The following is a 26489-nucleotide window of genomic DNA, read 5'->3' on the forward strand; positions in this document are numbered from 1 at the left end:
CCCGCCCCGGGCGGCCCGGCGGGGCCCCGGCCCCGCCCCCGCGCCCCGGCCCCGTCTCATCCGCCCTGCCGCTCGGCCTCCCCCGGGTCCTGGGGGGCCGCGGCGCCGCCGACGCCACCGGTGGCGCCGGCGGGGCTCCTCCGCTCGGCGCGGCCGTACATCAGCCGGCGCAGCAGCACCTCCGCTGGGCCGCGCCGCCCGGCGCGCTCCAGGGCGTAGGCACCGGCCACGGTCACCAGCCACACGCCCACGGCGAACGCCGCCACGCTCGCGCTGTGCAGGTGCGCGCCCAGGCCCAGGCCCCAGGCCGCCAGCGCGGGGGAGAACAGCAGCGAGTGGGTGAGGTAGGTCGACAGCGACCGCTTGCCCACGGCGGCCACCGCCACCACCGGCAGGCTCCTCCGCGTCCGCGCCGACAGGGCGTGGGCCGCCAGCGCGAACAGCGCCACATAGCCCAGCCCGCCGAACAGGCCGGTGGCCGACTGGAGGGTGTAGAGCGGGCCGAGTTCGACCATCATGGCGGGCGAGGCCTCGATCAGGCCGACGTGCGCGAGCGCGCTGGGCAGCCCGCCCAGCCAGGCCGTGGCCAGGCCCGCGACCGCCACGGTGCGCAGCAGCCCCAGGTGGCGGCCGGGCTCCTCCAGCACCCGGCGGCGGGCCGCCCAGATGCCCAGCAGCATCGCGGCGTGGAAGGCGAAGCCCATGAGCCCGCCGCCGAAGGAGATGAACAGCCAGGTGAAGAACCGCATCGCCACCGAGGTGGGGTAGTCGGACTCTCCGGAGGCGTAGTACTCGGTGGAGGGCGTGGTGGCCAGGGCGGCGGCGTCGCCGGCCTCCAGCATGGTGACCGAGTTGAGGGCTTCGGTCACCACCAGCAGGACGAAGAAGACCCCCGCCCACACCAGCAGGGTGGTGTCGCGGCGGCGCAGGAAGAGCCAGCCGATGATCAGGCTGGACACCGCGTAGGTGCCCAGGATGTCGCCGGACATCAGCAGCGCGCCGTGGAGCATGCCGAACAGCAGCAGCCACAGGCTGCGGCGGCGCAGGATCCGCACGGCGCCCCGCTCGGTGCCGCCGGCCGCGACCTGGCGGCGCACGACCTGGGCCATGCCGTAGCCGAACAGGAACGCGAACAGCGGGAAGACCCGCAGGTCCAGGCCGACGATCATGGCGAACTGCACGACGCGGTCGACCAGGGCGCCGTCGGTCGGGTGCCAGCCGGAGGGGCCGTGCTCGGCCGTCCACAGGTAGAAGACGGTGTTGGACAGCACGATGAGCAGCAGCATCAGTCCGCGCGCCAGGTCGGGCGCCAACGCCCGTTCGGCGGGCAGGACGCCGCCGCGCGCCGGGCCCCGCCGGGGGGCGGGGGGTGCCGGAGGTGCGGGGCCGTCGGCTCCTGCGGCGGTGGAGGGGGTCGGTTCGGGCATCGGGACTCTCCTTGCCGCGCGGCGCACCGGTGCCCGCGCGCCGCGCGCTCTCCTGGGGCCGAACCGTCCGCCGGGGGCCGATCCGCCTGAAACACCGAACATCGTTCGTTGATTTTTCTTCTCCGAACGGTATACGGGGTTTTATGATGATCGCAAGATGAACAGCGACGCCACCGCCGACGACCCCGCCCGCGCCCTCGAACTGCTGTGGGGCGCGCGCCCGCGCCCCCGGCGCGGCCCCCGCCCGGGGCTGAGCCTGGAGCAGGTGGTGGCCGCCGCCATCGAGATCGTGGAGGGCGAGGGCATCGCCGCGCTGTCCATGCGGCGGGTGGCCCAGCACCTGGGGGTCGGCACGGCGTCGCTGTACACCTACGTGCCGGGCCGCACCGAGCTGATCGCGCTGATGCTGGACGCGATGATCGCGGGAGCCACGCTGCCGCACGAGGTCCCCGGCGACTGGCGCAAGAGGGTCGAGACCTGGGCGCGGGAGGACTGGGCCGACTACCGGCGCCACCCGTGGATCCTCCAGGTCACCGCCGAGCGCCCGCTGCCCGGCCCCAACGCCATGGCCTGGCTCGACTCGGCGGTGCGCGCGCTGGAGGACACCGGGCTGAGCGAGCGCGAGAAGATCGACGTGGTCGAGAGCGTCGACGGCTACGTGCGCGGAATGGCCCGCAACACCATGGAGCCCACGGTCGCCTCGGACACCTGGATCGCCTCGCGCGACGCCTTCCTCGGCGAGCGCGTGGACTTCTCCCGGTACCCCGCACTGGCCCGGACGCTGACGGCCGGCCACCCCGACGCCGACGAGATCTTCGAGTTCGGCCTGAGCCGCATCCTCGACGGCGTGGCGGCCCTGATCACCCTCCGCGCGGAGCGCGGCCAGGGATCGTAGCGGCGCCGGTGCCGGGGTAGGTGCCGGTGCCGGGGTCAGGGCCAGGGGCCGGGAGCGCTACCGCTGACGGCGTGCGGTGGAGTGCGGAGTCTCAGCGCCGGGCGTGGCGGATGCGCAGGCGGCCGAAGCCCATGGCCCCGGTGATGCGGATGGTCGGGCCGCCGCCGGTGCCCGCGCGCGGGCGGTAGCGCACGTCCTTCCAGGCGGTGTGCAGCCCTTCGAGGTCGACCACCGCGTCGCGGGGGACCGTGATCCGGGCTCCTCCGTACGGCACCTGGAGTTCGATGTCCACAACCGGGTGCTCGATGACCGCCCGGGACAGGTCCAGCCGTACGCGCCCGTAGGCGGATTCGACCTTGAGGAACCGGGGAACGCGCCAGGGGCCGCGCCGGTCGATCCGCCCGCCGGCGGCGGAGATCGTCAGCTCGCCGCCCTTCTCCTCGGGCAGCGCGGCCAGCGCCGGAGTGAGGTCGCCATAAGTGCGGGCGGTGAGCACCTGGCCGAGGCGCGTGTCCATCTCCTCGTGCGTGATGCGCTCGTCGGCATAGGCGGCTTGAAGACGCCGCACGGCCGCTTCGCGGTCTTCGGCGCTGAGGAGCTGCGACGGATCATCCTGCTGAGGGGGCACGGCCACACTCTAGTGCCGCGCTCCGGAGCGACCGCGCCGAGTGCCACGCCACGGCGCCCGCACGGGCGCGGTGGTCCGTGCGGGCGGCGGGTTTCATGCCACCGGTTTCATGCGGCGGCGGGTGTCAGGTGGTGGACGTAGGGGCGGACGCGGCCGCGCCGGGGCCGCCGTCGTCTTTTACGCGGGGCGTAGATCCGGAGGTAGGCGGTGGTGGCCTCCTTCGGATTTCCGCAGTACCCGCATATCTCCCTGTCGTTTTGGCGTTCGCAGAGATGGCAGCGCCACTCATCGCACGCAGGTGGAAAATCCGTGGACATGGGAATCCGTGCTTTCGCGGAGAAAAGGACCGATAAGGCTTCGCGGGTCGATCGGGTAGATCGCCTGCTCCCAGTCGAGGCGCTCCTCGCTGACGAAGAACCGCCACAGGACGGCAAGCGGGTAGTCGCGCCCGTCCCAGGTACCCGAGGCGACGCAGCGGGCGCCGACGTGCTTGTGCCACACGCACCACCCCTCGCGCGCGGCCCACAGGACCGAGACCGGCGGGCTGTCGGGCCGGGGCGCGGAGACGACCTTGCCCGAGGCCGGGATCTGGCGCAGGGACCCGGGATGGCGGATCACCCGGCCATCGGCGCTCACGCGGCCACCACGCGGCGGCCGACGCCGAGAAGGTAGTCGTCGTCGGGTTCGAACCGCGCCCACTGCGGGGGTGCGGCGTGCAGCCCGCGCGCGGGTCGAACCAACCGGGCGATAACCGCCAACGGCGCAATAACCATCGCTAGGATGTGCATCGTTCTCAGCTCCCTAGTAGCTGGAAACCACGCCCCCGGATGCTGGCCCGCATCGCGGGGGTCTTTCATGTCCTCAGCATGGACACCACGGCCCACCACGTCACTGTTTCCTCCCCAACAGGGAAGATTTCTGATGACCAGCATTCAGGAGAGATATCGCTGTGGTAGTACGTGGTTGCATGGCGATATCTCCTGACTCAGCCCGTCGGCGCTTCGGTGCCGAGGTTCGGAAGTGGCGCGATCATGCAGGTCTGACCCAACTACAGCTTGCTAGGCTGATCCCTCTCTCACAGAGCCAGGTAAGTGGTATCGAGCTTGGGCAGAAAGGAACCACCGAGGAACAAATCAGGCGCATGGACGACGTGCTCACCACCGAGGGAGCCCTGCTGCGCCGATGGGAAGCTCTAAAGCGGAGCGATGGATATGCGGTGTGGTTTAGGGACGTCGTCCAGATTGAAAAGGCATCAACCGAGATCCGGGTGTACCAACCCATGGTGGTCCCTGGGCTGCTACAGACGGAGCGGCACGCCCGTGTCCTCATACAGCAAGGGAAGCCAGCAGCGGCGCGGGGATGGGTAGATGAGCGGGTCAGAGCGCGCATTGACAGGCAGGTCATCCTGGGCGAAGACGGCCCACTCCTCACGGTCGTACTTGAGGAGCACGTGCTGCGTCGTCCGCTGGGCGGCTATGAGATCATGCGTGAGCAGCTCGGACGCTTGGTGCAGGCGACAGCATCACCGCGCATCACGATTCAGATCGTGCCAATGGCGATGGACGTACATCCCGGCATGGATGGCGGCTTCCAGCTCTTCACCGTTCCAGATAAGGGCACGGTGGTATACACGGAAACTCGCTCCTCTGGGACGCCCATTGATGACGAGGAGATTGTCGCCGACTACCAATCCGTCTTCGCGGAACTCCGTGGGGTCGCCCTGCACCCCGCCGCTTCACGCGAGCTTATGACAAGCATCCTTGAGGAGTATTCGAATGCAGCAGAAGGAATGGCACAAAAGTAGCTACAGCCAGGGGGGAGCTGATAACTGCGTTGAGGTGGCTGAGGGTGCACAGACCCTGGTGCGCGATACCCAGAACCGCCACCTCGGTCACCTCGCCTTCCCCGCTGCCGAGTGGGACGCCTTCCTCACCGCGATCCGGGAGGACAACCTCTAGAACCCCCGGATGACAAGAGCCCCCAGGGTCCCCCCTCGGGGCTCTTCTCCGTCCGAGAGGAAGTTTTCGAGGGGTGATACGAGTGAGTATCCCGACCAACTGGCACAAGAGCAGCTACAGCGGTGGACAGGGCGGCGCATGCGTTGAGGTCGCCGAAGGCGCTCGGACCCTGGTGCGCGACACCCAGAACCGCCACCTCGGGCTCCTGGCCTTCCCCGCCAGGGAGTGGAGCGCCTTCCTCACCGTGGTCCGCGAGGACGGCCTCTAAAACGCTCATCAGCTCCGGTGGTATTCGGGGTGCGCCTCCCAGTACTCGCTGAAGACCACGGCGTTGGCCACGGCAAGATCGCGCTGGGCGCGGTAGTGGGTGAGGTCGGGAGCCGTCAGCAGTTCCGGGTGGCGGAACTCGCCGTCGTCGTCGTAGTGCATGCGGACGACGTGGGTGTCGTCGAAGAGCCAGAAGTCCTCATCCCGCAGTCCCTCAGGGCGCGGCTGCTCAGCGGTGTCCAGCAGGAGGATCCGCTCGCCGCAGCGGGAGTTGTAGGCGTAGCCCCACTCCATCTCATAGCGCAGGTACGCGGTGGGCGGGCCGGTGAAGACGTGCACTCGCGAGCAGTCGATGCCGCGCCTGGTCTGGTCCGCGACCCTCTTCATGTACGGCGTCGGTTCGCGGTCTTTGGGACAGGGCTCCCCGGACAGGTAGGCCCGCAGCTTGTCGGCCTCGGACGCGGGGTTGTAGACCGGCAGCGTCTCCAGGCGGAAGACGCTGGATGCGGCGCTGCGGAACAACGCCCCCAAGTCGCTCGACTCAATAACCGGCATCGATACTCGCCAGCAGTTCGGCAGGGACCTCTATAGCCGTCTCGCCGACCGGCAGCCCCGACAACTTGCGCAACTCCACGTCCGCCTCCGGCGTGCGAGTACAGGTCGAGCCATTTTTTCATGTGGCTCCGGACCAGGAAGCGGAACAGGAATAGCCCCAGGCGAGGGATTGCCGACCTTCGGGGCCAGAGGGGGGAGAGTCTTCCCGGCGGCTTGGGCGCCCGCCGGGGGCGGAGGTGTTGCCTCGGGCGGCTCGCTTACCCGCTGGGCGGGTGCGGCGCCTTTCCCGTTCCCTGATGCGGTCCGCGCGGTGACGACAAGGAGCCCCAGGGGACTTCCTCGGGGCTCTCGTCGTGGGTGTGGCGGGGGTGGCCGGGTATGGCCACGGGGAAACGGGGTAAAGGCGGAACAAGTCCGGAGGCAAGGGCGTCTAGGTCAGTACAGCCGCTCGCGAGGGCGGCCGGGTGCTAGGCGACCGAGAGCGAACGGGCGTGGTGGCGCCCGCGCTGGAAGGGGCTGGTGAGGGGGAAGGAGAAGGAGTTGAGCAGGGCCGCGGCTCCCGCGGGGTCGCTGGCCGGGTGGGTGACGGTGCCGCCGAAGAGGTCGTTCCAGAAGAACTTGCCGTCGCTGCACCAGACGTTGATGCCGCGCATGACCGAGATCACAGCCATGTCGGAGCTTCCGGCGCGGTACATCGGGCGGATCGCGACTGCGACGAGTTCGTCCCACAGAGCGGTGACGGCTCGTTCGGCGCAGAACGCGTGGCGGGGTCTGTGCTTCACGCGGTTGGCCAACGCCGACTTCACGCGGGTGGCCCGAGGGTTGTTCAACCGCCAGTGACTCACTTCGACGTCTCCTGATCAGTCCGGTTACCGCGGTGGGGGTGCCGCTCTACTGATGCGACCACGCTGACCGCGGCGAGAGCATGGGACGTTAAGTCGGGTGACCCATGATCCTGCGCAGAGTCCGGGGGACGACCGCTGTCGTTACCTCCCGGTTATTCTTTGCGCTCCGGATAGTAGCAGGAATCGACCCCTAGGGGTCGACCCTCAATAATGTGGCCCATGTCACACATGACAATAGGGTGACATTGCGGTGGACGGGGCGTTTTCGCAGGTCAGGCCCTGTGTTTCGGCTGTCGCTGGCCGGAAGAGGCCAGGTCAGAGGGGGTGTCCCTCCCTGAACCCGGAGCCGTGGATCACATCGGGGGCTCAGGGTGGGCGACCGGTGCGTCACCCCTGGTGGCGGGCTGGGCGGCGGCCCCGGCCGTGCGGGGGTGGGCGGTGGGCTACCCCGTTCGCCCCGGTCTATTCTCCCCCTCTTTTTTCCCGGCCCTCCCGCCCGCTTTCGGGCCGCGCCCCCGCCCCGCCCGTACCGGTGCGGGTCCGCCCGTAACGCCCGACACGGACGACCGTGGCGCGTCCCACCCCGCCCCGGCCCTCCGCGTCGCGCGGCGCGCACGTAGCGTGGAAACGACATGCGTGCTATCACCGCGCCCAGCCGCGCCCACCGCCGCTTCCGCGAGGCCCGCCGATGAGCGACCTCCCCGCCGTCACCCGGAACCACCCGGACGGCCCGCGCGCCGATTCATCCGGTGACCGGCTCAATCCGGCGTCCTCGGCCCCGACGCCCGCCGCCGGGTCCGCCGCCGTACCCGGGGCCGTACCCGCCGAGGTGCCCGCCAACGGTGAGGAGCCCGCCGTGGCCCCGGCCGCTCCGGCGCCCGCCCCGCCCCCCGCCGAGCCGCCCGGCGGCGCCCGCGCGTGGTGGGTGTGGGGGATCGGGGTGGCCGTCTACTTCCTGGCCATGTTCCACCGCAACGGCCTGGGCGCCGCCGCGCTGGAGGCGCAGGACCGGTTCGACGTCGGCCCGGCCGTGCTCTCCCTGCTGCCCATGCTCCAGCTCCTGGTCTACGTGGTGCTCCAGGTGCCCACCGGCCTGCTCGCCGACCGGGTCGGCCCCCGCGCCTCGCTGACCATGGGCCTGGTGGCGATGGCCTCGGGCGTGGCCCTGTTCGCGCTGGCCCCCGGCATCGAGGCGGCCATCGCCGGGCGCGTGCTGATCGGCCTGGGCGACGCCGTCACCTTCCTCAACGTCATCCGGCTGGCCGCGCTGTGGTTCCCGCGCTCGCGCTACGCCCTGGTCAGCGCGCTCACCGGGGTGGTGGGCGGCCTGGGCCAGGCCGCGAGCGTCGCGCCGCTGTCCTTCGCCCTGCACGGCATGGGCTGGACGGGCGCCTTCCTCCTCTTCTCCGGCATCACCCTGCTGATGCTGCTGCTGGTGCTCCTGGTGGTGCGCGACCGCCCCGGCCCGGCGCCCGACTCCGGCGCGCACCCGCCCCTGCGCGCCTGGACCGCCGTGCGCGAGGCGCTGGCCGCCCACGGCCCGCGCCTGGGCATGGCCCACCACGCCGCCGTCATGCCGCCCTTCACCACCCTGGGGGTGCTGTGGGGCTACCCCTTCCTCGTGGAGGGCGTGGGGTTCAGCTCAGCGGCCGCCGGAGCCCTGCTGTCGGTCGTGGGCGCCGGGGTGCTGTGGATCTCACCGTTGCTGGGCGCCTTCGTGGGCCGCCGCCCCGGCGTGCGCCGCCCGCTGGCGACCGGCCTGGTCGCCCTCCTCGCCGCCGCCTGGCTGGTGGTGGTCTGCTGGCCGGGCGGGCTGCCGCCCGCGCCCGTGGTCGTGGTGGTGCTGGTCGTCAGCGCCGCCGGATCGGTGATCGCGCCCGCGCTGTCCTTCGACTTCGCCCGCGACGGCCTGCCCGCCGAGCGCACCGGCGTGGCCTCGGGCCTGGTCAACATGAGCGGGTTCCTGACCACGGTGGTCGTCACGGTGGCCGCCGGGGTCGTGCTGGAGGCCGGGGGCGGGTTCCAGGCGGCGTTCGTGCCGGTGACCGCCACCACCGCGCTCGCTGGAGCCCTGCTGGCCGTCCTGCTGTGGCGGCGCCCGCGCCGGGGCGGCGCCGCGCGCTGACGGCCCCGGCCGCCCCCCGCCGCCCCCCTGACCCCGCCGCACCCGCCGAACTCCGGACGGGGGGCGCCGTCGGGCGTGCCTCCGTGCCTATGCGCCCCGGCATACCCGCCCGGGCGGGCCGCGCTGACGGCCCCGGCCGCACCCCGCCGGCCCCCCGCTGACCCGCCGCACTCGCTCCCTCCGCAAGGGCGGCCCTCCGCCGCGCCTCCGCCACGTCCCCGGCGTCCCGCCGCGGCGCCTCCGGGTGCGCCCGCTCCGCCGCCGGGATCCCTTGTCACCACGTCGTTACCGGGTCCTCGCCCCGCCGATGCGGAGGCGTGCTGGCCGACACTACTACCGGGTAGTAACATGGCCTTGTTACCAGTCAGTAGATCGCGTCGGCACACCCACCGGCCGGATACAGCGGAGCGCGCCCATGTCGCATTACAAGAGCAATCTCCGTGACCTCGAGTTCAACCTGTTCGAGGTCTTCAAGCGCCAGGACGTGCTGGGCAGCGGCCCGTTCGAGGAGCTGGACGAGGAGACCGCCCGCACGATCCTCCACGAGGTCGAGCGGCTGGCCACCGGTGTGGTGGCGGAGTCCTTCGAGGACGCCGACCGCAACCCGCCGGTGTTCGACCCCGCCACCAGCAGCGTGCGGCTTCCCGAGAGCCTGAAGAAGTCCTACCGCGCGTACATGGACGCCGGCTGGTACAACCTTGACCTCCCGCCGGAACTCGGCGGCCTCAACGCCCCCCGCTCGCTGGTGTGGGCCGCCGCCGAACTCATCCTGGGCGCCAACCCCGCCGTGCACATGTACGCCGCCGGCCCCGGGTTCGCCAAGGTCCTCTACTCCGAGGGCAACGACGCCCAGAAGCGGTTCGCCCAGCAGGCCATCGACCGCGGCTGGGGCGCCACCATGGTCCTCACCGAGCCCGACGCCGGCTCCGACGTCGGCGCCGGCCGCACCAAGGCGGTGGACCAGGGCGACGGCACCTGGCACATCGAGGGGGTGAAGCGGTTCATCACCTCCGCCGAGCAGGACATGACCGAGAACATCTTCCACCTGGTCCTGGCCCGCCCCGAGGGCGCCAAGCCCGGCACCAAGGGCCTCTCCCTGTTCCTGGTGCCCAAGTACCTGGTGGACGAGGACGGCAACCCCGGCGAGCGCAACGGCGTCTACGTCACCAACGTCGAGCACAAGATGGGCCTGAAGGCGTCCACCACCTGCGAGCTGACCTTCGGCGCCAAGCACCCCGCCGTGGGCTACCTCGTCGGCGACAAGCACGACGGCATCCGGCAGATGTTCCTGGTCATCGAGCACGCCCGCATGATGGTGGGCACCAAGGCCATCGCCACGCTCTCCACCGGCTACCTCAACGCCCTGGCCTACGCCAAGGAGCGCAAGCAGGGCGCCGACCTCACCAAGATGGCCGACAAGACCGCGCCGCGCGTGCCGATCACCCGCCACCCCGACGTCCGGCGCAGCCTGATGCTCCAGAAGTCCTACGCCGAGGCGCTGCGCGCGCTGGTGGTCTACGCCGCCACCCAGCAGGACGCCGTGCAGCTCGCCGAGCACGCCGGCGAGGACGACAGCGCCGTGGCCGCGCTCAACGACCTGCTGCTGCCCATCGTCAAGGGCGTGGGCTCCGAGCGCTCCTACGCGCTGCTGGCGGAGTCCCTCCAGACCCTCGGCGGCTCGGGCTACCTCCAGGACTACCCGCTGGAGCAGTACATCCGCGACGCCAAGATCGACACCCTCTACGAGGGCACCACCGCGATCCAGGCGCAGGACTTCTTCTTCCGCAAGATCGTCAAGAACAACGGGCAGGCGTTCGGGCAGCTCGTCGGCGAGATCAAGGCGTTCGCCGCCAGCGAGGCCGGCAACGGCCGGCTCAAGGAGGAGCGCTCCGCGCTCGCCGACGCCGCCGTGCACGTCGAGAAGATGGTCGAGGCCATGGTCGGCGACGCCATGCGCTCGGCCGAGAAGACCGACGAGCTGTACAAGGTCGGCCTCAACGCCACCCGGCTGCTGATGGCCACCGGCGACCTCGTGCTGGCCTGGCTGCTCCAGCGCCAGGCCGAGATCGCCCTGGCCGCGATCGACGGCGCCGACGCCGCCGACCGCGACTTCTACGCCGGCAAGATCGCCGCCGCGCGGTTCTTCGCCGCCGAGGTCCTGCCCCGCCTGGCCGCCGACCGCGCGGTCGTGGAGAACACCACCCTGGACCTCATGGAGCTGCCGGAGTCGGCCTTCTAGCCCTTTCTCGGCTTCCTCCGCCTCCTCTCCTCCCGCCGGCCGGGCGCACGCCGCCCGGCCCCCGGAGCCGGGAGGGCGGCAACCCCGCCCTCCCGCCGTCAGCCCGGGACGCCCGAACCCCGCGCCCCGGGCTCAGCCGCGCCCGCGCCCGTCAGAGGGTGGAGCGCGGCGGGCCACCCTCGCCGGGGTTGCGCCGGTTGCGGGGGGCGTCCGGACCGGAGGGTCGCCGCCCCGTGCCGCGGGCGGTGCCGCGCCGGACCGCCTTCCTGAGGTTCACGGTGGAATCCCGGGTGGCGACCGGCCCCCGGGTCCAGCCCTGCCCCGGGCGCCACACGTCCTCGGGCCGCGCGTGCTTCAGCCCGTCGGCGAACTCGCTGAGCTGCCTGCTCATCTCGGAGAAGGACGGGTACATGCGCAGTTCCGGCTGCTTCTGCCGCATCTGCTCGGTCATCTCCTCCCAGGGGATCGCCGGCTGCCCCGGCGCCGTCCCGTAGATCTGGTACGGCTCGGGGAGGTCGGTGATTCCCAGGCGGGCCGACATGCCCCAGTTGTTGAGCACCGCGTGCCGCATCGGCCCCGCCTGGATGGCGGCCGTGTTCAGCATGTAGGTGATGTCGAAGAGGTCCTTGTAGCGGTGGTGGGGGCCGCCGGGGAGGTGCCGGAGGGAGACGGCCGGACCGACGAGCGCCGTCACCTTGTCGGCGAGCTGGTTGATCGTGGGGTGGAGGAGCGGCAGGTAGGGCCGCATGCCGGGGATGTCGACGGCGACGACCGGCCGTGACGACCTCAGCGGCGCGGTGGTCGGCGCCACCTTGCGCGGCGGCTTGATGTCGATCGTCAGGAGGATCGGGTCGCCGACGGGGACAGTGCTGTTCGGTCCGTACCTCGGGTCGACCGGCTGCGCTTTGACGACCCCCTTCACGTTGGGCGAGGTGGTCAGGCTCCCCTCCACCGAGTAGCGCACCAGGCCGCCCAGCCCGATTCCGCGCTCGTCGGTCGCGGAGGTGATCTGCTCGATCTCGCCGGCGATGGTGGGGCCGTAGATCCGCTCCTCCTCCGCCGCGTCCGGCCGGGCGAGGTCCAGCGCCGACATGTCGAGGTCGTTGGCCCGCCGCGCCGCCCGGTAGACAGGGTCGACTCCCGCCCCGGGCGTCCACTGACCGAATCCGCGCGGCGGGTGTTCGGTGGAGGCGCGGCCGGGCAGGGTCAGCGACCCCATGAGCACCCACTCGTGGTCGCCGGCCGCCTCCAGCCGCTGGCCGAAGTCGGCCGCCACGATCTGGTGGAGAGCGCGGGCGGGGTCGTACTCCGGGGTGGTGGCCCGGCTCGCCACGTAGGCGGTGAACGCGTCCCAGGTCGGGAAGGCCGCGCGGAACTCGGGACCGATGTGGTCGTTAACGGGTGCCATGGCCGCCCGGTCCCTCCGGTGAAACGGGGGCGTCGTCGGCCCCGGCCAGCAGGTCGTCGAGCCAGGCCCGGCCGTCGCCCGCCAGGCCGTTGCGGCGGAGGTGGCGGTCGATCCCGGCGGCGAGTTCGGCCTTGTCGGCGGCGCCGGTGAGCAGGAACGCCGTGGCGAGTTTCTCGACGTCGGTCAGGTCGACCCCCGGGCCGGTGGCGATGTCGGCGAAGGTGCGCCCCGGCCGGGTGACGGGCAGCCCCTGGACCAGGGTCCACTCGTCGGGTTCGAGCACCGTCCGCGTCAGCACGACGCCCGGCCCGGCGGTGACCGCACCGGTGTCGGCCAGCCCGAACTCGGTGTGGTTTTGGGGCAGCCCCCCGGCGCCGTGGACGTGGGCCGCCGAGTTGCCCACGACCACGCCGGTCTCGGGCACCGCGCGGGTCCAGGCGGGCTGCTCGGGGGCCAGCGCCAGCCAGCGGGCGAAGACCCGGGGGAAGGGGTGCCGCCCGCCCGCGCACAGCCGCAGCACCCCGGGGACGGATGACACCTCCTCGCACACGCCCGCCCGGCGGAGTTCGGCGAGGGTGTCCGGCGACACGCCGTAGGAGGCCGCCTGGGCCTCGGTGAAGGAGCCGAGCTGTCCTTCGGCGAGTTCGGCCAGCCGTCCCAGTTCGTCAAGTACGCGCACGAAGCAGCACGTCCTCCCCACAGGCCGGACGGCGACCGGGACCGCCACGGGTCACAGTGGTCCGGGACGCCAAACCAGCGGTGAATAAACGCTTTCCGTAAAGAAACTATGCGGTGGGGGTCGGACAATCATGCGTTCGGCCTGATGTGGCCGCGCCCCTGCGGACCGGCCCGGGGCGGGCCGCGCGCCGCTGCCGATGCGCCCCGGGCGGGGATCATCCGGCGCACCGGCACCACAGGGCTCTCACCTCGCGCGATGCCGGGATTTCGGGGTGTGCGCGGGGTTTCCGGGATGGTGCGGCGCGGAACGGGTAGTGATAGCCCACGCAAACGGGATCGCAAAACAAGGCGGTGCGGAGGCAGCAAAGATGGGAATCGGACTCGGCATCTTCCTGATGGTCATCGGGGCGGTGCTCGCCTACGGCATCACCGCGGACATCGCGGGCCTCAACCTGGACGCGATCGGGATGATCCTCATGGTGGCCGGTGTGGCGGTGGTCGTGATCACCATCATCCTGATGATGATGCGCCGCGACCGCACCGCCCGCGCGGCGATGGACGACACCGACGTGCTCTGACCGGCGCGGAACGACACGGCACGGCGCGCCCGGGGCGCACGCTCAGGGAGTCCTTGGCCTCGCCGCGGCGCACGCTCAGGGAGTCCTTGGCCTCGTCCAGGTCGACCACCACGAAGTCGCCGTCGTTCAGCTCGCCCGACAGCAGCGCCTTGGCCAGCGGGTCGCCGATGGCGGCCTGCACCAGGCGGCGCAGCGGGCGCGCGCCGTACACCGGGTCGTAGCCGGTCAGCGCCAGCCACTCGCGGGCCGCCGGGGTGACCTCCAGCCGCATCCGGCGCTCGGCCAGCCGCGCGGCCAGCCGGTCCACCTGGAGGTCCACGATCCGGGTCAGCTCGTCGGTGGACAGCGCGTCGAAGACGATCACGTCGTCCAGCCGGTTCAGGAACTCCGGCTTGAACGTGCCGCGCACCACCGCCATGACCTTCTCGCGGCGCTCCTCGCCGTCAAGGGAGGGGTCGACCAGGAACTGCGAGCCCAGGTTGGAGGTGAGCACCAGCAGCGTGTTGCGGAAGTCCACGCTGCGGCCCTGGCCGTCGGTCAGCCGGCCGTCGTCCAGCACCTGGAGCAGGGTGTCGAAGACCTCGATGTGGGCCTTCTCGACCTCGTCCAGCAGCACCACCGTGTAGGGCCGGCGGCGCACCGCCTCGGTGAGCTGGCCGCCCTCCTCGTAGCCGACGTAGCCGGGGGGCGCGCCCACCAGCCGCGACACCGAGTGCTTCTCGGAGTACTCGCTCATGTCGATGCGCACGATCGCGCGCTCGTCGTCGAACAGGAACTCCGCCAGCGCCTTGGCCAGCTCGGTCTTGCCCACGCCGGTGGGGCCCAGGAACAGGAACGAGCCGGTGGGGCGGTCCGGGTCGGAGATGCCGGTGCGGGCGCGGCGCACGGCGTCGGACACCGCGGTGACGGCCGCCGACTGGCCGATGAGCCGCCGGCCCAGCTCGTCCTCCATGCGCAGCAGCTTGGCGGTCTCGCCCTCCATCAGCCGGCCCACGGGGATGCCGGTCCACGACGACACCACGTCGGCGACGTCGTCGGCGCCCACCTCGTCCTTGACCATGGTGGGCTCGGGCGAGGGCTGCTCCTCGGCCGAGGACGCCTCCTCCAGTTGCTTCTCCAACTGCGGGATCTCGCCGTACATCAGCCGCGACGCCTCGGTGAAGTCGCCGTCGCGCTGGGCGCGCTCGGCCTGGGTGCGCAGGTCGTCCAGCCGCTCCTTCAGCTCGCCGACCCGGTTCAGGCCCGCCTTCTCCTGCTCCCAGCGGGCCACCAGCCCGGCCAGCTCCTCCTGCCTGTCGGCGAGGTCGGCGCGCAACCGCTCCAGCCGCTGCACCGAGGCGGAGTCGGACTCCTTGGCCAGCGCCATCTCCTCCATCTTCAGCCGGTCGACCGTGCGCTGAAGCTCGTCGATCTCCACCGGGCGGGAGTCGATCTCCATGCGCAGCCGCGAGGCGGCCTCATCGATGAGGTCGATGGCCTTGTCGGGGAGGAACCGGGCGGTGATGTAGCGGTCGGACAGGGTCGCCGCCGCCACCAGGGCGGAGTCGGCGATCTGCACCTTGTGGTGCGCCTCGTAGCGGCCCTTGAGCCCGCGCAGGATCGCGATGGTGTCGGCCGCCGAGGGCTCGCCCACCAGCACCTGCTGGAACCGCCGCTCCAGCGCGGGGTCCTTCTCGATGCGCTCGCGGTACTCGTCCAGCGTGGTGGCGCCCACCATGCGCAGTTCGCCGCGCGCCAGCATCGGCTTGAGCATGTTGCCGGCGTCCATCGCGCCCTGCGCGGCGCCCGCGCCGACCATGGTGTGCAGTTCGTCGATGAACGTGATGATCTGCCCGGCGCTCTCCTTGATCTCGTTGAGGACCGCCTTGAGGCGCTCCTCGAACTCGCCGCGGTACTTGGCGCCGGCCACCATCGCCGACAGGTCCAGCGAGATCAGCCGCTTGTCGCGCAGCGACTCGGGCACGTCGCCGGCCACGATCCGCTGCGCCAGGCCCTCGACCACGGCGGTCTTGCCCACGCCGGGCTCGCCGATCAGCACCGGGTTGTTCTTGGTGCGCCGCGACAGCACCTGCACCACGCGGCGGATCTCGGAGTCGCGCCCGATCACCGGGTCCAGCGCGCCCGAGCGCGCCCGCTCGGTGAGGTCCACGCCGTACTTCTCCAGCGCCTGGTAGGTCTCCTCGGGGTTCTCCGAGGTGACCCGGCCCGGACCGCGCACCCGCTCGAACGCCTCCAGCAGCGCCTCGGGGGTGGCGCCGGCGTCGCGCAGCAGCCGGCTGGCCTCGCCGCCGTCGGCGGCCAGCCCCACCAGCAGGTGCTCGGTCGAGACGTACTCGTCCTCCATCTGCTTGGCGCGCTGGGCGGCGGTGTTCAGCGAGACGATGAGCTGGCGCGAACTCTGCGGCGCGCCCACGGTGCTGCCCTGGGCCGCCGGCAGGGAGGTCACGGCCTGCTCGGTCTTGGCGGCGAGGTCCTCGGGCGCCGCGCCGACCTCCTTGAGCAGCGGCCGGATGACGCCCTCGCCCTGGTCGAGCAGGGCCGCCAGCAGGTGGACCGGCTCGACCTGCGGGTTGCCGTCGGTCGTGGCCCGCCGGATGGCCGTCGAGACCGCCTCCTGGCTCTTGGTGGTGAGTTTGTAGTTCATGCGTCGCCGCCCCCCTTGCGCGTACAGAGCGAATCGCCGTGCGGTTGTGGACATGGTGGAGTGCGCCGGCCGCCCCCGGCCGGCCGGCGCGTGCGGCCGCGCACCGCGGACGGCCTCACCGGTCGTCGTCGGGCGGGGGCGCGGTGTTGAAGATGGTCAGGCGGGTGCGGCGCACCGGGATCAGCTCGCCGCCGCGCGGCTGGGCCTGGGCGGAGGACCGCCGGGCCACGGCCGAGCGCGCCGCCTGGAGTTCGTTGGCGAGGTGGAACATCTGCGCGCGCAGCTTCTCCACCTCGTTCTGGAGTTCGAGGATGCGCTTGATGCCGGCGAGGTTGATGCCCTCCTCCTGGGAGAGGCGCTGGACCTCGCGCAGCATCTGGATGTCGCGCATGGAGTAGCGGCGCCCCCGGCCGGACGCCCGGCCCGGTGAGACCAGGCCGAGCCGGTCGTACTGGCGCAGCGTCTGCGGATGGAGACCGGACAGCTCGGCGGCGACCGAGATCACATAGACCGGGATGTCGTCGCCGAACCCGGGATCGCTCATGCCACTTACACCCCTTTCGCCCGCGCCTCAAGCCCGCTGCGCGGGTCCTGGTCGGCGGTGGCGGCGCGGAACTTCTCCAGGGCCTCGCGGGCTTCGCCGCTGAGGCTCTGCGGAACCGACACTTCGACGGTGACCAGGAGGTCACCGGTGGTGCCGTCGCGCCGGGTGGAGCCCTTGCCGCGCACCCGGAACGTCCGGCCGTTGGGAGTGCCCGGCGGGATCTTCACCGTGACGGGCAGGCCGTTGAGGGTCGGCACCCGGACCTCGGCGCCGAGGACGGCCTCGGGGAAGGTCACCGGGACGGTGATCGTCAGGTTGTCGCCGGACTTGCCGAACACGGGGTGCGCCTGCACATGTACCACCACATAGAGGTCTCCGGCCGGTCCGCCGTGCTCACCCGGCGCGCCCTTGCCCTTGAGCCGGATCCGCTGGCCGTCGGAGACGCCACCGGGGATCCGGGCCTGGATCGTGCGGGTGCTCGTGCCGCGCCCGCTGCCGTTGCAGGTGGGGCAGGGGTCGTCCACGACCAGCCCGCGCCCCCTGCACTCGCCGCAGGGCTCCGACAGGGAGAACCCGCCGAGGTTCTGGTTCTCGTGGCCGGTGCCCGCGCACTTGGGGCACACCCGTGGCGCGGTCCCGGCCTTGGCGCCGGTGCCCTTGCACGTGGGGCACGCGGCGTCGCTGCTGAGCTTGAAGGAGCGGGTGACGCCGGTGGCGGCCTCGGCGAAGGTCAGCCGGGTCTCGGTCTCGATGTCGGCGCCCCGCCGGGAGCGGGTGGCCGTGCGGCCGCGCCCGCCGAACAGGCCGCCGAACAGGTCGCTCAGCCGCTCGCCGCCCGCCGGGCCGGCGGTGCCGCCGGTGCCGCCGGGCTGGCCGAACAGGTCGCCCAGGTCGAAGCCGCCGGGGCCGGTGCCGCCGCCGGGGCGGTAGGAGCCGCCGAAGAGCGAGCGGGCGTCGTCGTACTCCTTGCGCCGCTTCTCGTCGGACAGCACGTTGTAGGCCTCGGAGATCTCCTTGAAGCGCTCCTCGGACTTGGGGTCGCCCTTGTTGGCGTCGGGGTGGTTGGCGCGCGCGAGCTTGCGGTAGGACTGCTTGATCTCGTCCTGCGAGGCGGTCTTGGAGACGCCGAGGACCTTGTAGTAGTCCTTCTCCAGGTAGTCCTTGGTGCTCATCGACGCTTGCCTTCTCCCGCTTCGCGCTCGTGGTCGAATGATGCCTGCCGGGGCCGCGCCCGCGGCGCCCGGGGTGGCCGGGGCGGCCCGCCGGGGCCGCGGGCCCGGGCGCCCGAAGGCGTCCGGACCCGCGGACGTGCCGCCGCCAGGCTAGCCGCGGTCGCCGGTGCCGTCCGTGGGGTCGGCACCGCCGTCCGCGCCGTCGGCGGGGCCGGGCTCGGCGTCCGCGTCGGCCGCGGCGGGCGGTTCGTCCGCCTCAGCGGTGTCCTCGGCCGCGTCCTCGCCCGGCCCGGCCACGACCACGCGGGCGGGGCGCAGCACCCGCTCGCCGATCAGGTAGCCGGGCTGGAAGACCTCGATCACGGTGGGCACCGTGACCCCGGGCGAGGGCACCATGGTCAGGGCCTCGTGGACGTTGGGGTCGAACTCGTCGCCCTTCTCGCCGTACCGCTTCAGCCCGAGCTTGCCGACCAGGCCCTCCAAGGCCTCGCCGACCGACTTGAAGCCCCCGGTCAGCTCGCCGTGCTCGCGCGCCCGGCCGATGTCGTCGATGATCGGCAGGAGTTCGCCGACCACCTGGGCCATGGCCTGCTCGCGCACGGCCACCCGGTCGCGGTCGACCCGCTTGCGGTAGTTGGCGTACTCCGCCTGGACCCGCTTGAGGTCGTTGGTGAGTTCCACGACCTGCTCGCGGGCCTTGAGGAGCGCGCCGTCGTCGGCGACGGGGTCGCCGATGACGGGCTCCGCCTCGGGCCCGGCGGTGTCGGGCCGCTCCGGGGTGTCCGGGCCGGTGCCCTCGGCACCTTCGGGGGTGCGGAGTTCACCGGTCTCGGGATCGATGCGCCGCTTGTCGCGAATCACCGGTCCTTGCCGCTCCTCACCGTTGTCGTTCTCCGGCAGCGCCATTGGCTGCGCCTCCCTTGGCTAGCGTCGGATCAGGCGTTGCCGTCCTTCTTGGTGGTGTCGTCGTCGACGATCTCGGCGTCCACGACGTCGCCGTCGTCGTTCTGCTCGCTGGCGGTGGCACCGGACTCGGTGCCGCCGGCCTGCTGCTGGCCCTGGCCGTAGATCGCCGAACCGATCTTCTGGCTGGCCAGCGCGACCTTCTCGCTCGCCGAGCGGATGGCCTCGGTGTCGGAGCCCTCCAGGGCCGACTTCAGCTCACCCACCGCCGACTCGGTCTCGGCCTTGACGTCGGCCGGGATCTTGTCCTCGTTGTCCTTGATGACCTTCTCGGTCTGGTAGACGAGGGACTCGGCGTTGTTGCGGACCTCGGCCTGCTCGCGGCGCTTGCGGTCCTCCTCGGCGTACTGCTCGGCCTCGCGGACCATGCGGTCGATGTCGTCCTTGCTCATGGCCGACCCGCCGGAGATGGTGACCGACTGCTCCTTGCCGGTGCCCAGGTCCTTGGCGGTGACGTTCACGATGCCGTTGGCGTCGATGTCGAAGGTGACCTCGATCTGCGGCACGCCGCGCGGCGCCGGCGGCAGACCGGTGAGGTCGAAGACGCCGAGCTTCTTGTTGTACTGCGCGATCTCGCGCTCGCCCTGGTAGACCTGGATCTGCACCGAGGGCTGGTTGTCGTCGGCCGTGGTGAAGATCTCCGACCGCTTGGTCGGGATGGTGGTGTTCTTCTCGATGAGCTTGGTGAACACCCCGCCCTTGGTCTCGATGCCCAGGGACAGCGGGGTGACGTCCAGCAGCAGGACGTCCTTGACCTCGCCCTTGAGGACACCGGCCTGGAGCGCGGCGCCGATGGCCACGACCTCGTCGGGGTTGACGCCCTTGTTGGGCTCCTTGCCGCCGGTCAGCTCCTTGACCAACTCGACCACGGCGGGCATGCGGGTGGAGCCGCCGACCAGCACCACGTGGTCGATCTTGTCGACGCTGATGCCGGCGTCCTTGATGACCTGGTGGAAGGGGGCCTTGGTGCGGTCGAGGAGGTCGGCCGTGAGGCGCTGGAACTCCGCGCGGGTCAGCTTCTCGTCGAGGTGCAGCGGGCCCTCGGCCGAGGCGGTGATGTAGGGCAGGTTGATGGCCGACTCGCTGGAGCTGGACAGCTCGATCTTGGCCTTCTCGGCGGCCTCGCGCAGGCGCTGGAGCGCCATCTTGTCCTTGGCGAGGTCGACGCCGTTGTTGTTCTTGAAGCGCTCGACCAGCCAGTCCACGACGGCCTGGTCCCAGTCGTCGCCGCCGAGGTGGTTGTCGCCGTTGGTGGCCTTGACCTCGACCACGCCGTCGCCGACCTCGAGCAGGGAGACGTCGAAGGTGCCGCCACCGAGGTCGTAGACGAGGATGGTGGCCTCGTCCTCCTTCTCCAGGTGGTAGGCCAGGGCCGCCGACGTGGGCTCGTTGATGATGCGCAGGACGTTGAGGCCCGCGATGGTGCCGGCCTCCTTGGTGGCCTGGCGCTGGGCGTCGCTGAAGTAGGCAGGGACGGTGATGACCGCGTCGGTGACCTCTTCGCCCAGGTAGGACTCCGCGTCGCGCTTGAGCTTCTGCAAGACGAACGCGCTGATCTGCTGCGGGTTGAAGGTCTTGCCGTCGATCTCGGTCTTCCAGTCGGTGCCGATGTGGCGCTTGACCGAGCGGATGGTCCGGTCGACGTTGGTGACCGCCTGCCGCTTCGCGACCTCGCCGACGAGCACCTCGCCGTTCTTGGCGAAGGCAACGACGGACGGAGTGGTTCGGGCGCCTTCGGCGTTGGCGATGACCGTCGGCTCGCCGCCTTCCAGGACCGAGACGACCGAGTTGGTCGTCCCCAGGTCGATACCGACCGCACGTGCCATGAGTACGTCCTCCGTCAAGAGTTGAGTCTTACAGGCGGAAGTTTGCTTCGCGGTTCGCCTGCTGTCAAATGACTTGAGTCTGCGCGACTCAACGTCGTGTCACCCTGTCCAACGGGAGGAACCGGGCGTTTGTTCCCCGCGGCCCGTTTTGTTTTGCGGGTGAGGGGCGGCGGAGGGCGCGGGGTGGCGATCGGCGGTACCGGGCCTCGGGGGCGAGGGCGGGGACGGGGTGCCGAGGGCGGGGGGCGGCCCGGGGGGGCGCGACCGGCCCGGCCGGGCGGTGGCCCGCCGCCGCCACCCCCGCAGCGAGGAGCGCTGGTCGCCGCCCCATCCTCTACGGTTGGTTACCGTCGCCCCGCAACCGCGAGGCGCGGTACGGCCACGTATTACCGACTAGTAACATGTGGTACAGCCTCCGGTGCGTGGCGCACCGGATCCGGGACAGCAGGATGGAGGCCGCAGGCGATGCTCTACATCGTTCTGGGGATCATCACGACCCTCTTCGCCGTGGCCGGGATCGCGATGTTCGCCTACGGCGTCAGCCGGATGGTGCGCACGGTGCGCCTCGGCCGCCCGGTGGAGCCCGGCCGCGTCGGCCCCTTCGGGCGGCGGCTGACCACCACGCTCATCGAGATCCTCGGGCACAACCGCATGCTCAAGCGCCCGTGGGTGGGCGTGGCGCACTGGTTCGTCATGGTGTCGTTCCCGCTGCTGGTCTTCACCGTGGCGGAGGCGCACGGCGAGGTGTGGGACCCCCACTTCCACCTGCCGGTCATCCACGACTGGACGGTCTACGGGCTGTTCATCGAACTGGTGTCGGCGGCCAGCCTGGTGGGCATCATCGGCCTGGCGGTCTACCGGCAGGTCACCGGCCCGGCCCGCATCGGCCGCGCCTCCCGGTTCGCCAACTCCCAGCACTGGACGGCCTACTACGTCGAGGCCTACATCATCGCCCTGCTGGTCTGCATCTTCCTGATCCGCGGGTTCAAGGTCGCCATGGGCGACTTCCCCTTCCCCGTGTGGGCCACCCCGGTCTCCCACGCGCTGGGCGCGGTGCTGCCCGCCAGCGAGCCCGCGCTCGCCCTGGTCGCCGCGTTCAAGCTGATCATCTCGTGGATCTTCTTCATGGTCGTGGCCGTGTACATGACCATGGGCATCGCCTGGCACCGCTTCACCGCGCCGCTGAACATCTACTTCAAGCGCGACCCCGAGGGCGGCCCGGCGCTGGGCGCCGCCAAGCCGATGATGGACAAGTCGGGCAAGAAGCCGCTGGACTTCGAGGAGGCCGACCCCGACGAGGACCCCTTCGGCGTCGGCAAGATCGAGGACTTCACCTGGAAGGGCCTGCTCGACTTCACCACCTGCACCGAGTGCGGCCGGTGCCAGTCGCAGTGCCCGGCCTGGAACACCGGCAAGCCGCTGTCGCCCAAGAAGCTCGTGATGGACCTGCGTGAGCACGCCTACGCCAAGGCGCCCTACCTGATGCAGGGGATCACCGAGGAGACCCCCGACATCCACGACGACGTCCTCGCCCTGCTCGGCAAGCCCCTGGTGGGCACCGAGGAGGAGGGCGGCGTCATCCACCCCGACGTGCTGTGGTCCTGCACCAACTGCGGCGCGTGCGTCGAGCAGTGCCCGGTCGACATCGAGCACATCGACCACATCATGGACATGCGCCGCTACCAGGTGATGATCGAGTCCAGCTTCCCCTCCGAGGCCAACACCCTGCTCAAGAACCTTGAGAACAAGGGCAACCCGTGGGGCATGAGCGAGGACCGGCGCATGGACTGGATCGCCGACCTGGACTTCGAGGTCCCGGTGGTCGAGGACAAGCTGCCCGAGGGCACCGAGTACCTGTTCTGGGTGGGCTGCGCCGGCGCCCTGGAGGACCGCGCCAAGCGCACCACCAAGGCCATCGCCGAGCTGCTGCACATCGCGGGCGTGAAGTTCGCGGTGCTGGGCGGCATGGAGGCGTGCTCGGGCGACCCCGCCCGCCGCCTGGGCATGGAGTACGTGTTCCAGATGCTGGCCCAGCAGAACGTCGAGACCCTCAACGAGGCCGGGGTCAAGCGGATCGTGGCGAGCTGCCCGCACTGCTTCAACACCCTGGGCAACGAGTACCCGGCCCTGGGCGGCGACTACGAGGTGGTGCACCACAGCCAACTGCTGGCCCGGCTGGTGGAGGAGGGCCGCCTCACCCCGGTCCAGCCGATCGAGGAGAACATCACCTACCACGACCCCTGCTTCCTGGGGCGGCACAACAAGGTCTACACCCCGCCGCGCGACATCATGGCGCAGGTGCCCGGCATCAAGACCCAGGAGATGCACCGGCACAAGGAGCGCGGCTTCTGCTGCGGCGCGGGCGGCGCGCGCATGTGGATGGAGGAGCGGATCGGCAAGCGCATCAACACCGAGCGGGTGGACGAGGCGCTGACCACCAACCCCGACACCGTCTCCACCGCCTGCCCGTTCTGCCAGGTCATGCTGGGCGACGCCATCAACGAGAAGAAGGCGGCGGGCGAGGCCAAGGAGACCCTGGAGGTCGTGGACGTCTCGCAGTTGCTCCTGCGCTCGGTGCGCGGCGGCGCCCCGGCGGCCGAGGAGGCAGCGGAGAACGCTTGACCGCGCCGCCGATCCGTCCGGGCGCGCCCGGACGCACCGGCGCACCCGCGGCACCACGGGGCCGTTCCGCCACGGTGGCGGGGCGGCCCCGTCGGAGTGTCAGCAGACGGTTTCAGGAATGGAAGGTCCGGGCGGGGGAGGGCACGCGCGGCGCCCTCGGCGGCGTGCGGGGTTGCCGGGCGCTCGCGGCGCCGGACACCGTTCGGCCGGCGCGCTACCTGCGGCGCGGGCCGACGCGTTCGCGCACCCGCCGCCGGGTCTGCTCGGGCACGGGCCGGCGCACGCCGAGCACGAGGTCGATCTCCTCGGCGGTCAGCCGCCGCTCGGCGAACGCGACGGCGGTCAGCACCTCGGCGTACAGCTCGATCTCGGCGAGGGCGACGTGGTCGTGGAGGGGCAAGTCGGAATCCACCCGCGCCCACCTCCATCAACGAAACCGCGGGGGCGCGACACCCGCCTGGGACGAACGGCCGGGTTCCGGCGTGCGTATCCCCGGCCCCGGGGCGGCGCCCGTGCTCCGTGGGATCCCACCGGTGAAATCCCGCCAACGACAGGCTACGTGCGGGTAGCCCGCCGCCGCATGACCCAGAAGGGCCATTCGCGCGACCGCCCGCGGGTAGTCATCCGGTGGTATGCGGCCGTCCCCCTTCCGGCCCGCCAGGCCCAGCGGCCCCGGCCGCGAGCAGCGCGCTCGCACGGCGGGGCGGCGCCTGGCCCGTATGGGCCATGCGGGGCATGGCGGACGGGGGCGGGACGGGGGAGGGGAGGGGGCGCCGGCGGGTCAGGCGCGGCGCCGGCCGCCCGCCCGCCAGGTGACCTCGCGGTGGCGCTCGGCGTAGCGGGCGTACTTCTCGGGCGTCTCGGCGAACCCGGCGCGGTCCTCGTCGGTGAGTTCGCGCACCACCTTGCCCGGCAGGCCGGCCCACAGGGTGTAGGGCGGCACGGTCTTGCCCGGCGGCACCAGGGCGCCGGCGGCCACCAGCGCGCCCTCGCCGACGCGGGCGCCGCCCAGGACGATCGCGCCGATGCCGATGAGCGCGCCCGCGCCGATCTCGGCGCCGTGGACCATGGCCTTGTGGCCGAGGCTGACGCGGTCGGCCAGCACGGCGGGCTGGCCGGGGTCGGAGTGCAGGCCGCACTGGTCCTGGATGTCGCAGCGCTCGCCCACCACGATGTCCTCGGTGTCGGCGCGCAGCACCGACCCGTACCAGACGCTGCTCTCGGCGCCGATCCGCACCCGGCCGACCACCACGGCGCCCGGGGCGACCCAGGCGTCGGGGTGGATGTCGGGCTCGCCGAAGGGGGCGTCGCCGATCAGGGGAGCGGACATGGCTGCCTCCTCGCGAGAACGTGCGCGGGTGCGCGGGCGGCCGGTGCGCCGGGGCGCACCAGGGCGCTGGGGTGCGCAAACGCCTCCCGGCGGCGCCCGCGCGGGCCGGCCGCCGAAAGCGCGGCCGCGGCCCCGCGGCGGCGTGATCGGGCATACCTTAGTAGGCGAGGACCACGGCGGTCGCGGCGGCCCGCCCCCGGGCGGACACCCGCCGGGGCTATTGAGGGAGAGGAGCGTCGGCCACTACCGTGGTCGCCTCCCCCTGTGCACGAAAGTGCACGTTACGTCATGCTTTCGCACGCGATATGGGCCTCTGCCGCCCTCTTCCATCACACCCCAAAGCTTGAGGAATGAATGTCTTGACGTGTTTTCCGCAGGTTAGGGGAATGATAGGCAGGGAGTCCGGCCACTTCCCAAATGCAGCCAACCTGGTTGATTAGGACATGAACGAGCACAGCGCAGAGATCTTGCCGAACCTACTCCGAGAAGAAGCCTTCCCGACCGAGAAGCGGGGCTACAACAAGCGCCAGGTCGATGACTACGTGGTGCGCAACCACAACCAGATGCGCGACCTCCAGGAGCGGCTCGCGCGCGCCCACGACGAACTGGAGCAGCTCCGGCGTGAGCTGGCCGAGGCCAAGGAGAAGGCCGCGGTCAAGCCCGAGCACGAGCAGATCAGCGAACGCATGTCCACCATCCTGCGCATCGCGGAGGAAGAGGCGCGCGACAAGCGCGCCAAGGTCGACAGCGAGGTCGAGGCCATCCGCGGCAAGGCCGAGGAAGAGGCCGCCAAGCGGATCAAGGACGCCGAGGAGCACGCCGAGCGCGTCGTCTCCACCGCCCGCTCCGAGGCCAACGACATGGTGGCGGCGGCCAAGCAGGAGGCCGAGCAGTTGCGCTCCCAGGCGCAGCAGGAGGCCGAGCGCCGCCTGAGCGACGCCGAGGCCCGCGCCAAGAAGATCAACGACACCGCCGACCGCCGGCTGGCCACGCTCACCGCCACGCACAACGAGGCCGTGCGCCGCCTGTCCGACATGCACGGCACGCTCGCCGAGCTGCTCGACGCCGAGAAGACCGCCGGGCCGCTGGAGGCCGGGCTCTCGCGCGCCGAGGTCGAGGCCGAGCAGGAGGCCGCCAAGGCCGAGCAGGCCGCGCCCAAGCAGCAGCAGCCGGCGCGTCCCGGCCAGCCCGCCGCGGGCCGGCCGCAGGGCCGCCCCGTCCAGCAGGGTCAGCAGGGCCAGGGCCAGGGCCAGCAGGGGCAGCAGCCCCCGCAGGCGCGGCCGGCCGCCGCGCGTCCGCAGCAGCAGCCGGCGGGCGCCCAGGGCACCGGCCCCAACGCCGCGCCCAAGGCTCCGGCGGCCGCGCCGTCGGGCCCGCAGGCCGCGGCGAGCGGCTGGGAGCCGCCGGCCGGCGCGGGCGCCGACGACGAGGCCACCATCAAGGTCGGCCCGGGTCAGCAGCTCGACGAGGCCACCGTGCGGATCGCCCCGGTCAAGCAGGGCGAGGGCATCACGTCCCAGCCGGTGCGCCAGGCGCCGCGCCCGCAGGGCGCCCGCTACGCGGGTCCGGCGCCGCAGCAGTACCCGCAGCCGCCGCAGGCCGGCCGTCCGCAGCCGGCTCCGGCCGCGGGCAACGACCCGGGGGTCACGGCGATGCACCAGCGGCCCGACGCCGCGTCCGGCCCGGACGACCCGGAGGCCACCGAGGGCGTGCGCATCATCAAGCCGTGAGCCGGGCCGGGGCCGCCCGGCGCAACGGGGGCGCGACGCGTGCGCGCGCCGCCCG

General features: G+C 71.8%; 23 protein-coding genes. 9 read left to right on the top strand and 14 right to left on the bottom strand.

Going from position 1 to position 26489, the window contains the following annotated elements; all coding sequences use genetic code 11:
• Window positions 1-56 precede the first annotated feature (56 nt).
• Window positions 57-1427, bottom strand: a complete 1371-nt coding sequence (locus LG943_RS21930; protein WP_270074232.1) for a DUF418 domain-containing protein — start codon at window positions 1425-1427, stop codon at window positions 57-59.
• Between the two features lie 157 nt (window positions 1428-1584).
• On the opposite strand from LG943_RS21930, the gene LG943_RS21935 reads away from it, so the two are divergent.
• On the top strand, window positions 1585-2322 hold the full coding sequence (locus LG943_RS21935; RefSeq protein WP_270074233.1) for a TetR/AcrR family transcriptional regulator: 738 nt from the start codon (window positions 1585-1587) through the stop codon (window positions 2320-2322).
• 91 nt (window positions 2323-2413) lie between these two features.
• Here LG943_RS21935 and LG943_RS21940 read toward each other — a convergent pair whose 3' ends face one another.
• Together LG943_RS21940 and LG943_RS21945 are read right to left on the bottom strand one after the other, a co-directional pair.
• Window positions 2414-2950, bottom strand: coding sequence for a DUF1707 SHOCT-like domain-containing protein (locus LG943_RS21940; RefSeq protein WP_270074234.1), 537 nt, complete (start codon window positions 2948-2950; stop codon window positions 2414-2416).
• 285 nt (window positions 2951-3235) lie between these two features.
• Window positions 3236-3586 (bottom strand): hypothetical protein, encoded by a 351-nt coding sequence (locus tag LG943_RS21945; RefSeq protein ID WP_270074235.1) that lies wholly within the window; start codon window positions 3584-3586, stop codon window positions 3236-3238.
• A gap of 331 nt (window positions 3587-3917) precedes the next feature.
• Between LG943_RS21945 and LG943_RS21950 the strand changes: the two genes are divergently transcribed.
• The 3 genes from LG943_RS21950 to LG943_RS21960 all read left to right on the top strand — a co-directional run bounded on the left by LG943_RS21950 (window position 3918) and on the right by LG943_RS21960 (window position 5176).
• Complete coding sequence (locus LG943_RS21950; RefSeq protein ID WP_270074236.1) at window positions 3918-4754, top strand: helix-turn-helix domain-containing protein; 837 nt, start codon at window positions 3918-3920, stop codon at window positions 4752-4754.
• Between the two features lie 34 nt (window positions 4755-4788).
• Entirely contained in the window at window positions 4789-4908 is a 120-nt protein-coding gene (locus LG943_RS21955; protein WP_333486420.1) for a DUF397 domain-containing protein, read from the top strand.
• 82 nt (window positions 4909-4990) lie between these two features.
• Window positions 4991-5176, top strand: coding sequence for a DUF397 domain-containing protein (locus tag LG943_RS21960; protein ID WP_270074238.1), 186 nt, complete (start codon window positions 4991-4993; stop codon window positions 5174-5176).
• Window positions 5177-5184: 8 nt separating this feature from the next.
• Here LG943_RS21960 and LG943_RS21965 read toward each other — a convergent pair whose 3' ends face one another.
• Together LG943_RS21965 and LG943_RS21970 are read right to left on the bottom strand one after the other, a co-directional pair.
• Entirely contained in the window at window positions 5185-5706 is a 522-nt protein-coding gene (locus tag LG943_RS21965; protein ID WP_270074239.1) for a DUF6879 family protein, read from the bottom strand.
• Between the two features lie 491 nt (window positions 5707-6197).
• Entirely contained in the window at window positions 6198-6575 is a 378-nt protein-coding gene (locus tag LG943_RS21970; protein WP_270074240.1) for a hypothetical protein, read from the bottom strand.
• An 856-nt stretch (window positions 6576-7431) separates the two neighbouring features.
• Between LG943_RS21970 and LG943_RS21975 the strand changes: the two genes are divergently transcribed.
• Both LG943_RS21975 and LG943_RS21980 read left to right on the top strand, forming a co-directional pair.
• Window positions 7432-8700: an MFS transporter gene (locus LG943_RS21975; protein ID WP_270074285.1), complete on the top strand. Its 1269-nt coding sequence runs from the start codon at window positions 7432-7434 to the stop codon at window positions 8698-8700.
• 415 nt (window positions 8701-9115) lie between these two features.
• Window positions 9116-10939: an acyl-CoA dehydrogenase gene (locus LG943_RS21980; protein WP_270074241.1), complete on the top strand. Its 1824-nt coding sequence runs from the start codon at window positions 9116-9118 to the stop codon at window positions 10937-10939.
• Window positions 10940-11090: 151 nt separating this feature from the next.
• Here LG943_RS21980 and LG943_RS21985 read toward each other — a convergent pair whose 3' ends face one another.
• Both LG943_RS21985 and LG943_RS21990 read right to left on the bottom strand, forming a co-directional pair.
• Window positions 11091-12347, bottom strand: a complete 1257-nt coding sequence (locus LG943_RS21985; RefSeq protein WP_270074242.1) for a hypothetical protein — start codon at window positions 12345-12347, stop codon at window positions 11091-11093.
• Entirely contained in the window at window positions 12334-13026 is a 693-nt protein-coding gene (locus LG943_RS21990; protein ID WP_270074243.1) for a type IV toxin-antitoxin system AbiEi family antitoxin domain-containing protein, read from the bottom strand. Before LG943_RS21990 ends, LG943_RS21985 begins: the two co-directional genes overlap by 14 nt.
• A gap of 367 nt (window positions 13027-13393) precedes the next feature.
• Between LG943_RS21990 and LG943_RS21995 the strand changes: the two genes are divergently transcribed.
• Complete coding sequence (locus tag LG943_RS21995; protein ID WP_179770615.1) at window positions 13394-13603, top strand: DUF6458 family protein; 210 nt, start codon at window positions 13394-13396, stop codon at window positions 13601-13603.
• Here LG943_RS21995 and clpB read toward each other — a convergent pair.
• The 5 genes from clpB to dnaK form a co-directional block, all read right to left on the bottom strand.
• Window positions 13536-16247 carry an ATP-dependent chaperone ClpB gene (gene clpB, locus LG943_RS22000; protein ID WP_270074244.1) on the bottom strand — a complete coding sequence of 904 codons (2712 nt, stop codon included), beginning with the start codon at window positions 16245-16247 and terminating at the stop codon, window positions 13536-13538. The genes LG943_RS21995 and clpB overlap by 68 nt on opposite strands.
• Before the next feature lie 115 nt (window positions 16248-16362).
• A complete protein-coding gene (locus LG943_RS22005; RefSeq protein ID WP_270074245.1) occupies window positions 16363-16791 on the bottom strand; it encodes a heat shock protein transcriptional repressor HspR in 429 nt (142 codons plus the stop codon).
• Between the two features lie 5 nt (window positions 16792-16796).
• Window positions 16797-17963, bottom strand: a complete 1167-nt coding sequence (gene dnaJ, locus LG943_RS22010) for a molecular chaperone DnaJ (RefSeq protein ID WP_270074246.1) — start codon at window positions 17961-17963, stop codon at window positions 16797-16799.
• 150 nt (window positions 17964-18113) lie between these two features.
• Entirely contained in the window at window positions 18114-18869 is a 756-nt protein-coding gene (grpE, locus tag LG943_RS22015) for a nucleotide exchange factor GrpE (RefSeq protein ID WP_270074247.1), read from the bottom strand.
• 29 nt (window positions 18870-18898) lie between these two features.
• Window positions 18899-20752 carry a molecular chaperone DnaK gene (dnaK, locus tag LG943_RS22020; protein ID WP_270074248.1) on the bottom strand — a complete coding sequence of 618 codons (1854 nt, stop codon included), beginning with the start codon at window positions 20750-20752 and terminating at the stop codon, window positions 18899-18901.
• Between the two features lie 465 nt (window positions 20753-21217).
• Here dnaK and LG943_RS22025 point away from each other — a divergent pair, with 465 nt between their 5' ends.
• A complete protein-coding gene (locus LG943_RS22025) occupies window positions 21218-23374 on the top strand; it encodes a (Fe-S)-binding protein (protein ID WP_270074249.1) in 2157 nt (718 codons plus the stop codon).
• A 214-nt stretch (window positions 23375-23588) separates the two neighbouring features.
• On the opposite strand, the gene LG943_RS22030 is transcribed toward LG943_RS22025, so the two are convergent.
• Both LG943_RS22030 and LG943_RS22035 read right to left on the bottom strand, forming a co-directional pair.
• Window positions 23589-23786: a hypothetical protein gene (locus tag LG943_RS22030; RefSeq protein ID WP_270074250.1), complete on the bottom strand. Its 198-nt coding sequence runs from the start codon at window positions 23784-23786 to the stop codon at window positions 23589-23591.
• Between the two features lie 369 nt (window positions 23787-24155).
• Window positions 24156-24704: a gamma carbonic anhydrase family protein gene (locus LG943_RS22035; RefSeq protein WP_270074251.1), complete on the bottom strand. Its 549-nt coding sequence runs from the start codon at window positions 24702-24704 to the stop codon at window positions 24156-24158.
• Between the two features lie 443 nt (window positions 24705-25147).
• Here LG943_RS22035 and LG943_RS22040 point away from each other — a divergent pair, with 443 nt between their 5' ends.
• Window positions 25148-26434 carry a DivIVA domain-containing protein gene (locus tag LG943_RS22040; protein WP_270074252.1) on the top strand — a complete coding sequence of 429 codons (1287 nt, stop codon included), beginning with the start codon at window positions 25148-25150 and terminating at the stop codon, window positions 26432-26434.
• Window positions 26435-26489: the final 55 nt, after the last annotated feature.

The sequence above is a fragment of the Streptomonospora mangrovi genome, from assembly GCF_027604915.1.
Taxonomy (GTDB): Bacteria; Actinomycetota; Actinomycetes; order Streptosporangiales; family Streptosporangiaceae; genus Streptomonospora; species Streptomonospora mangrovi.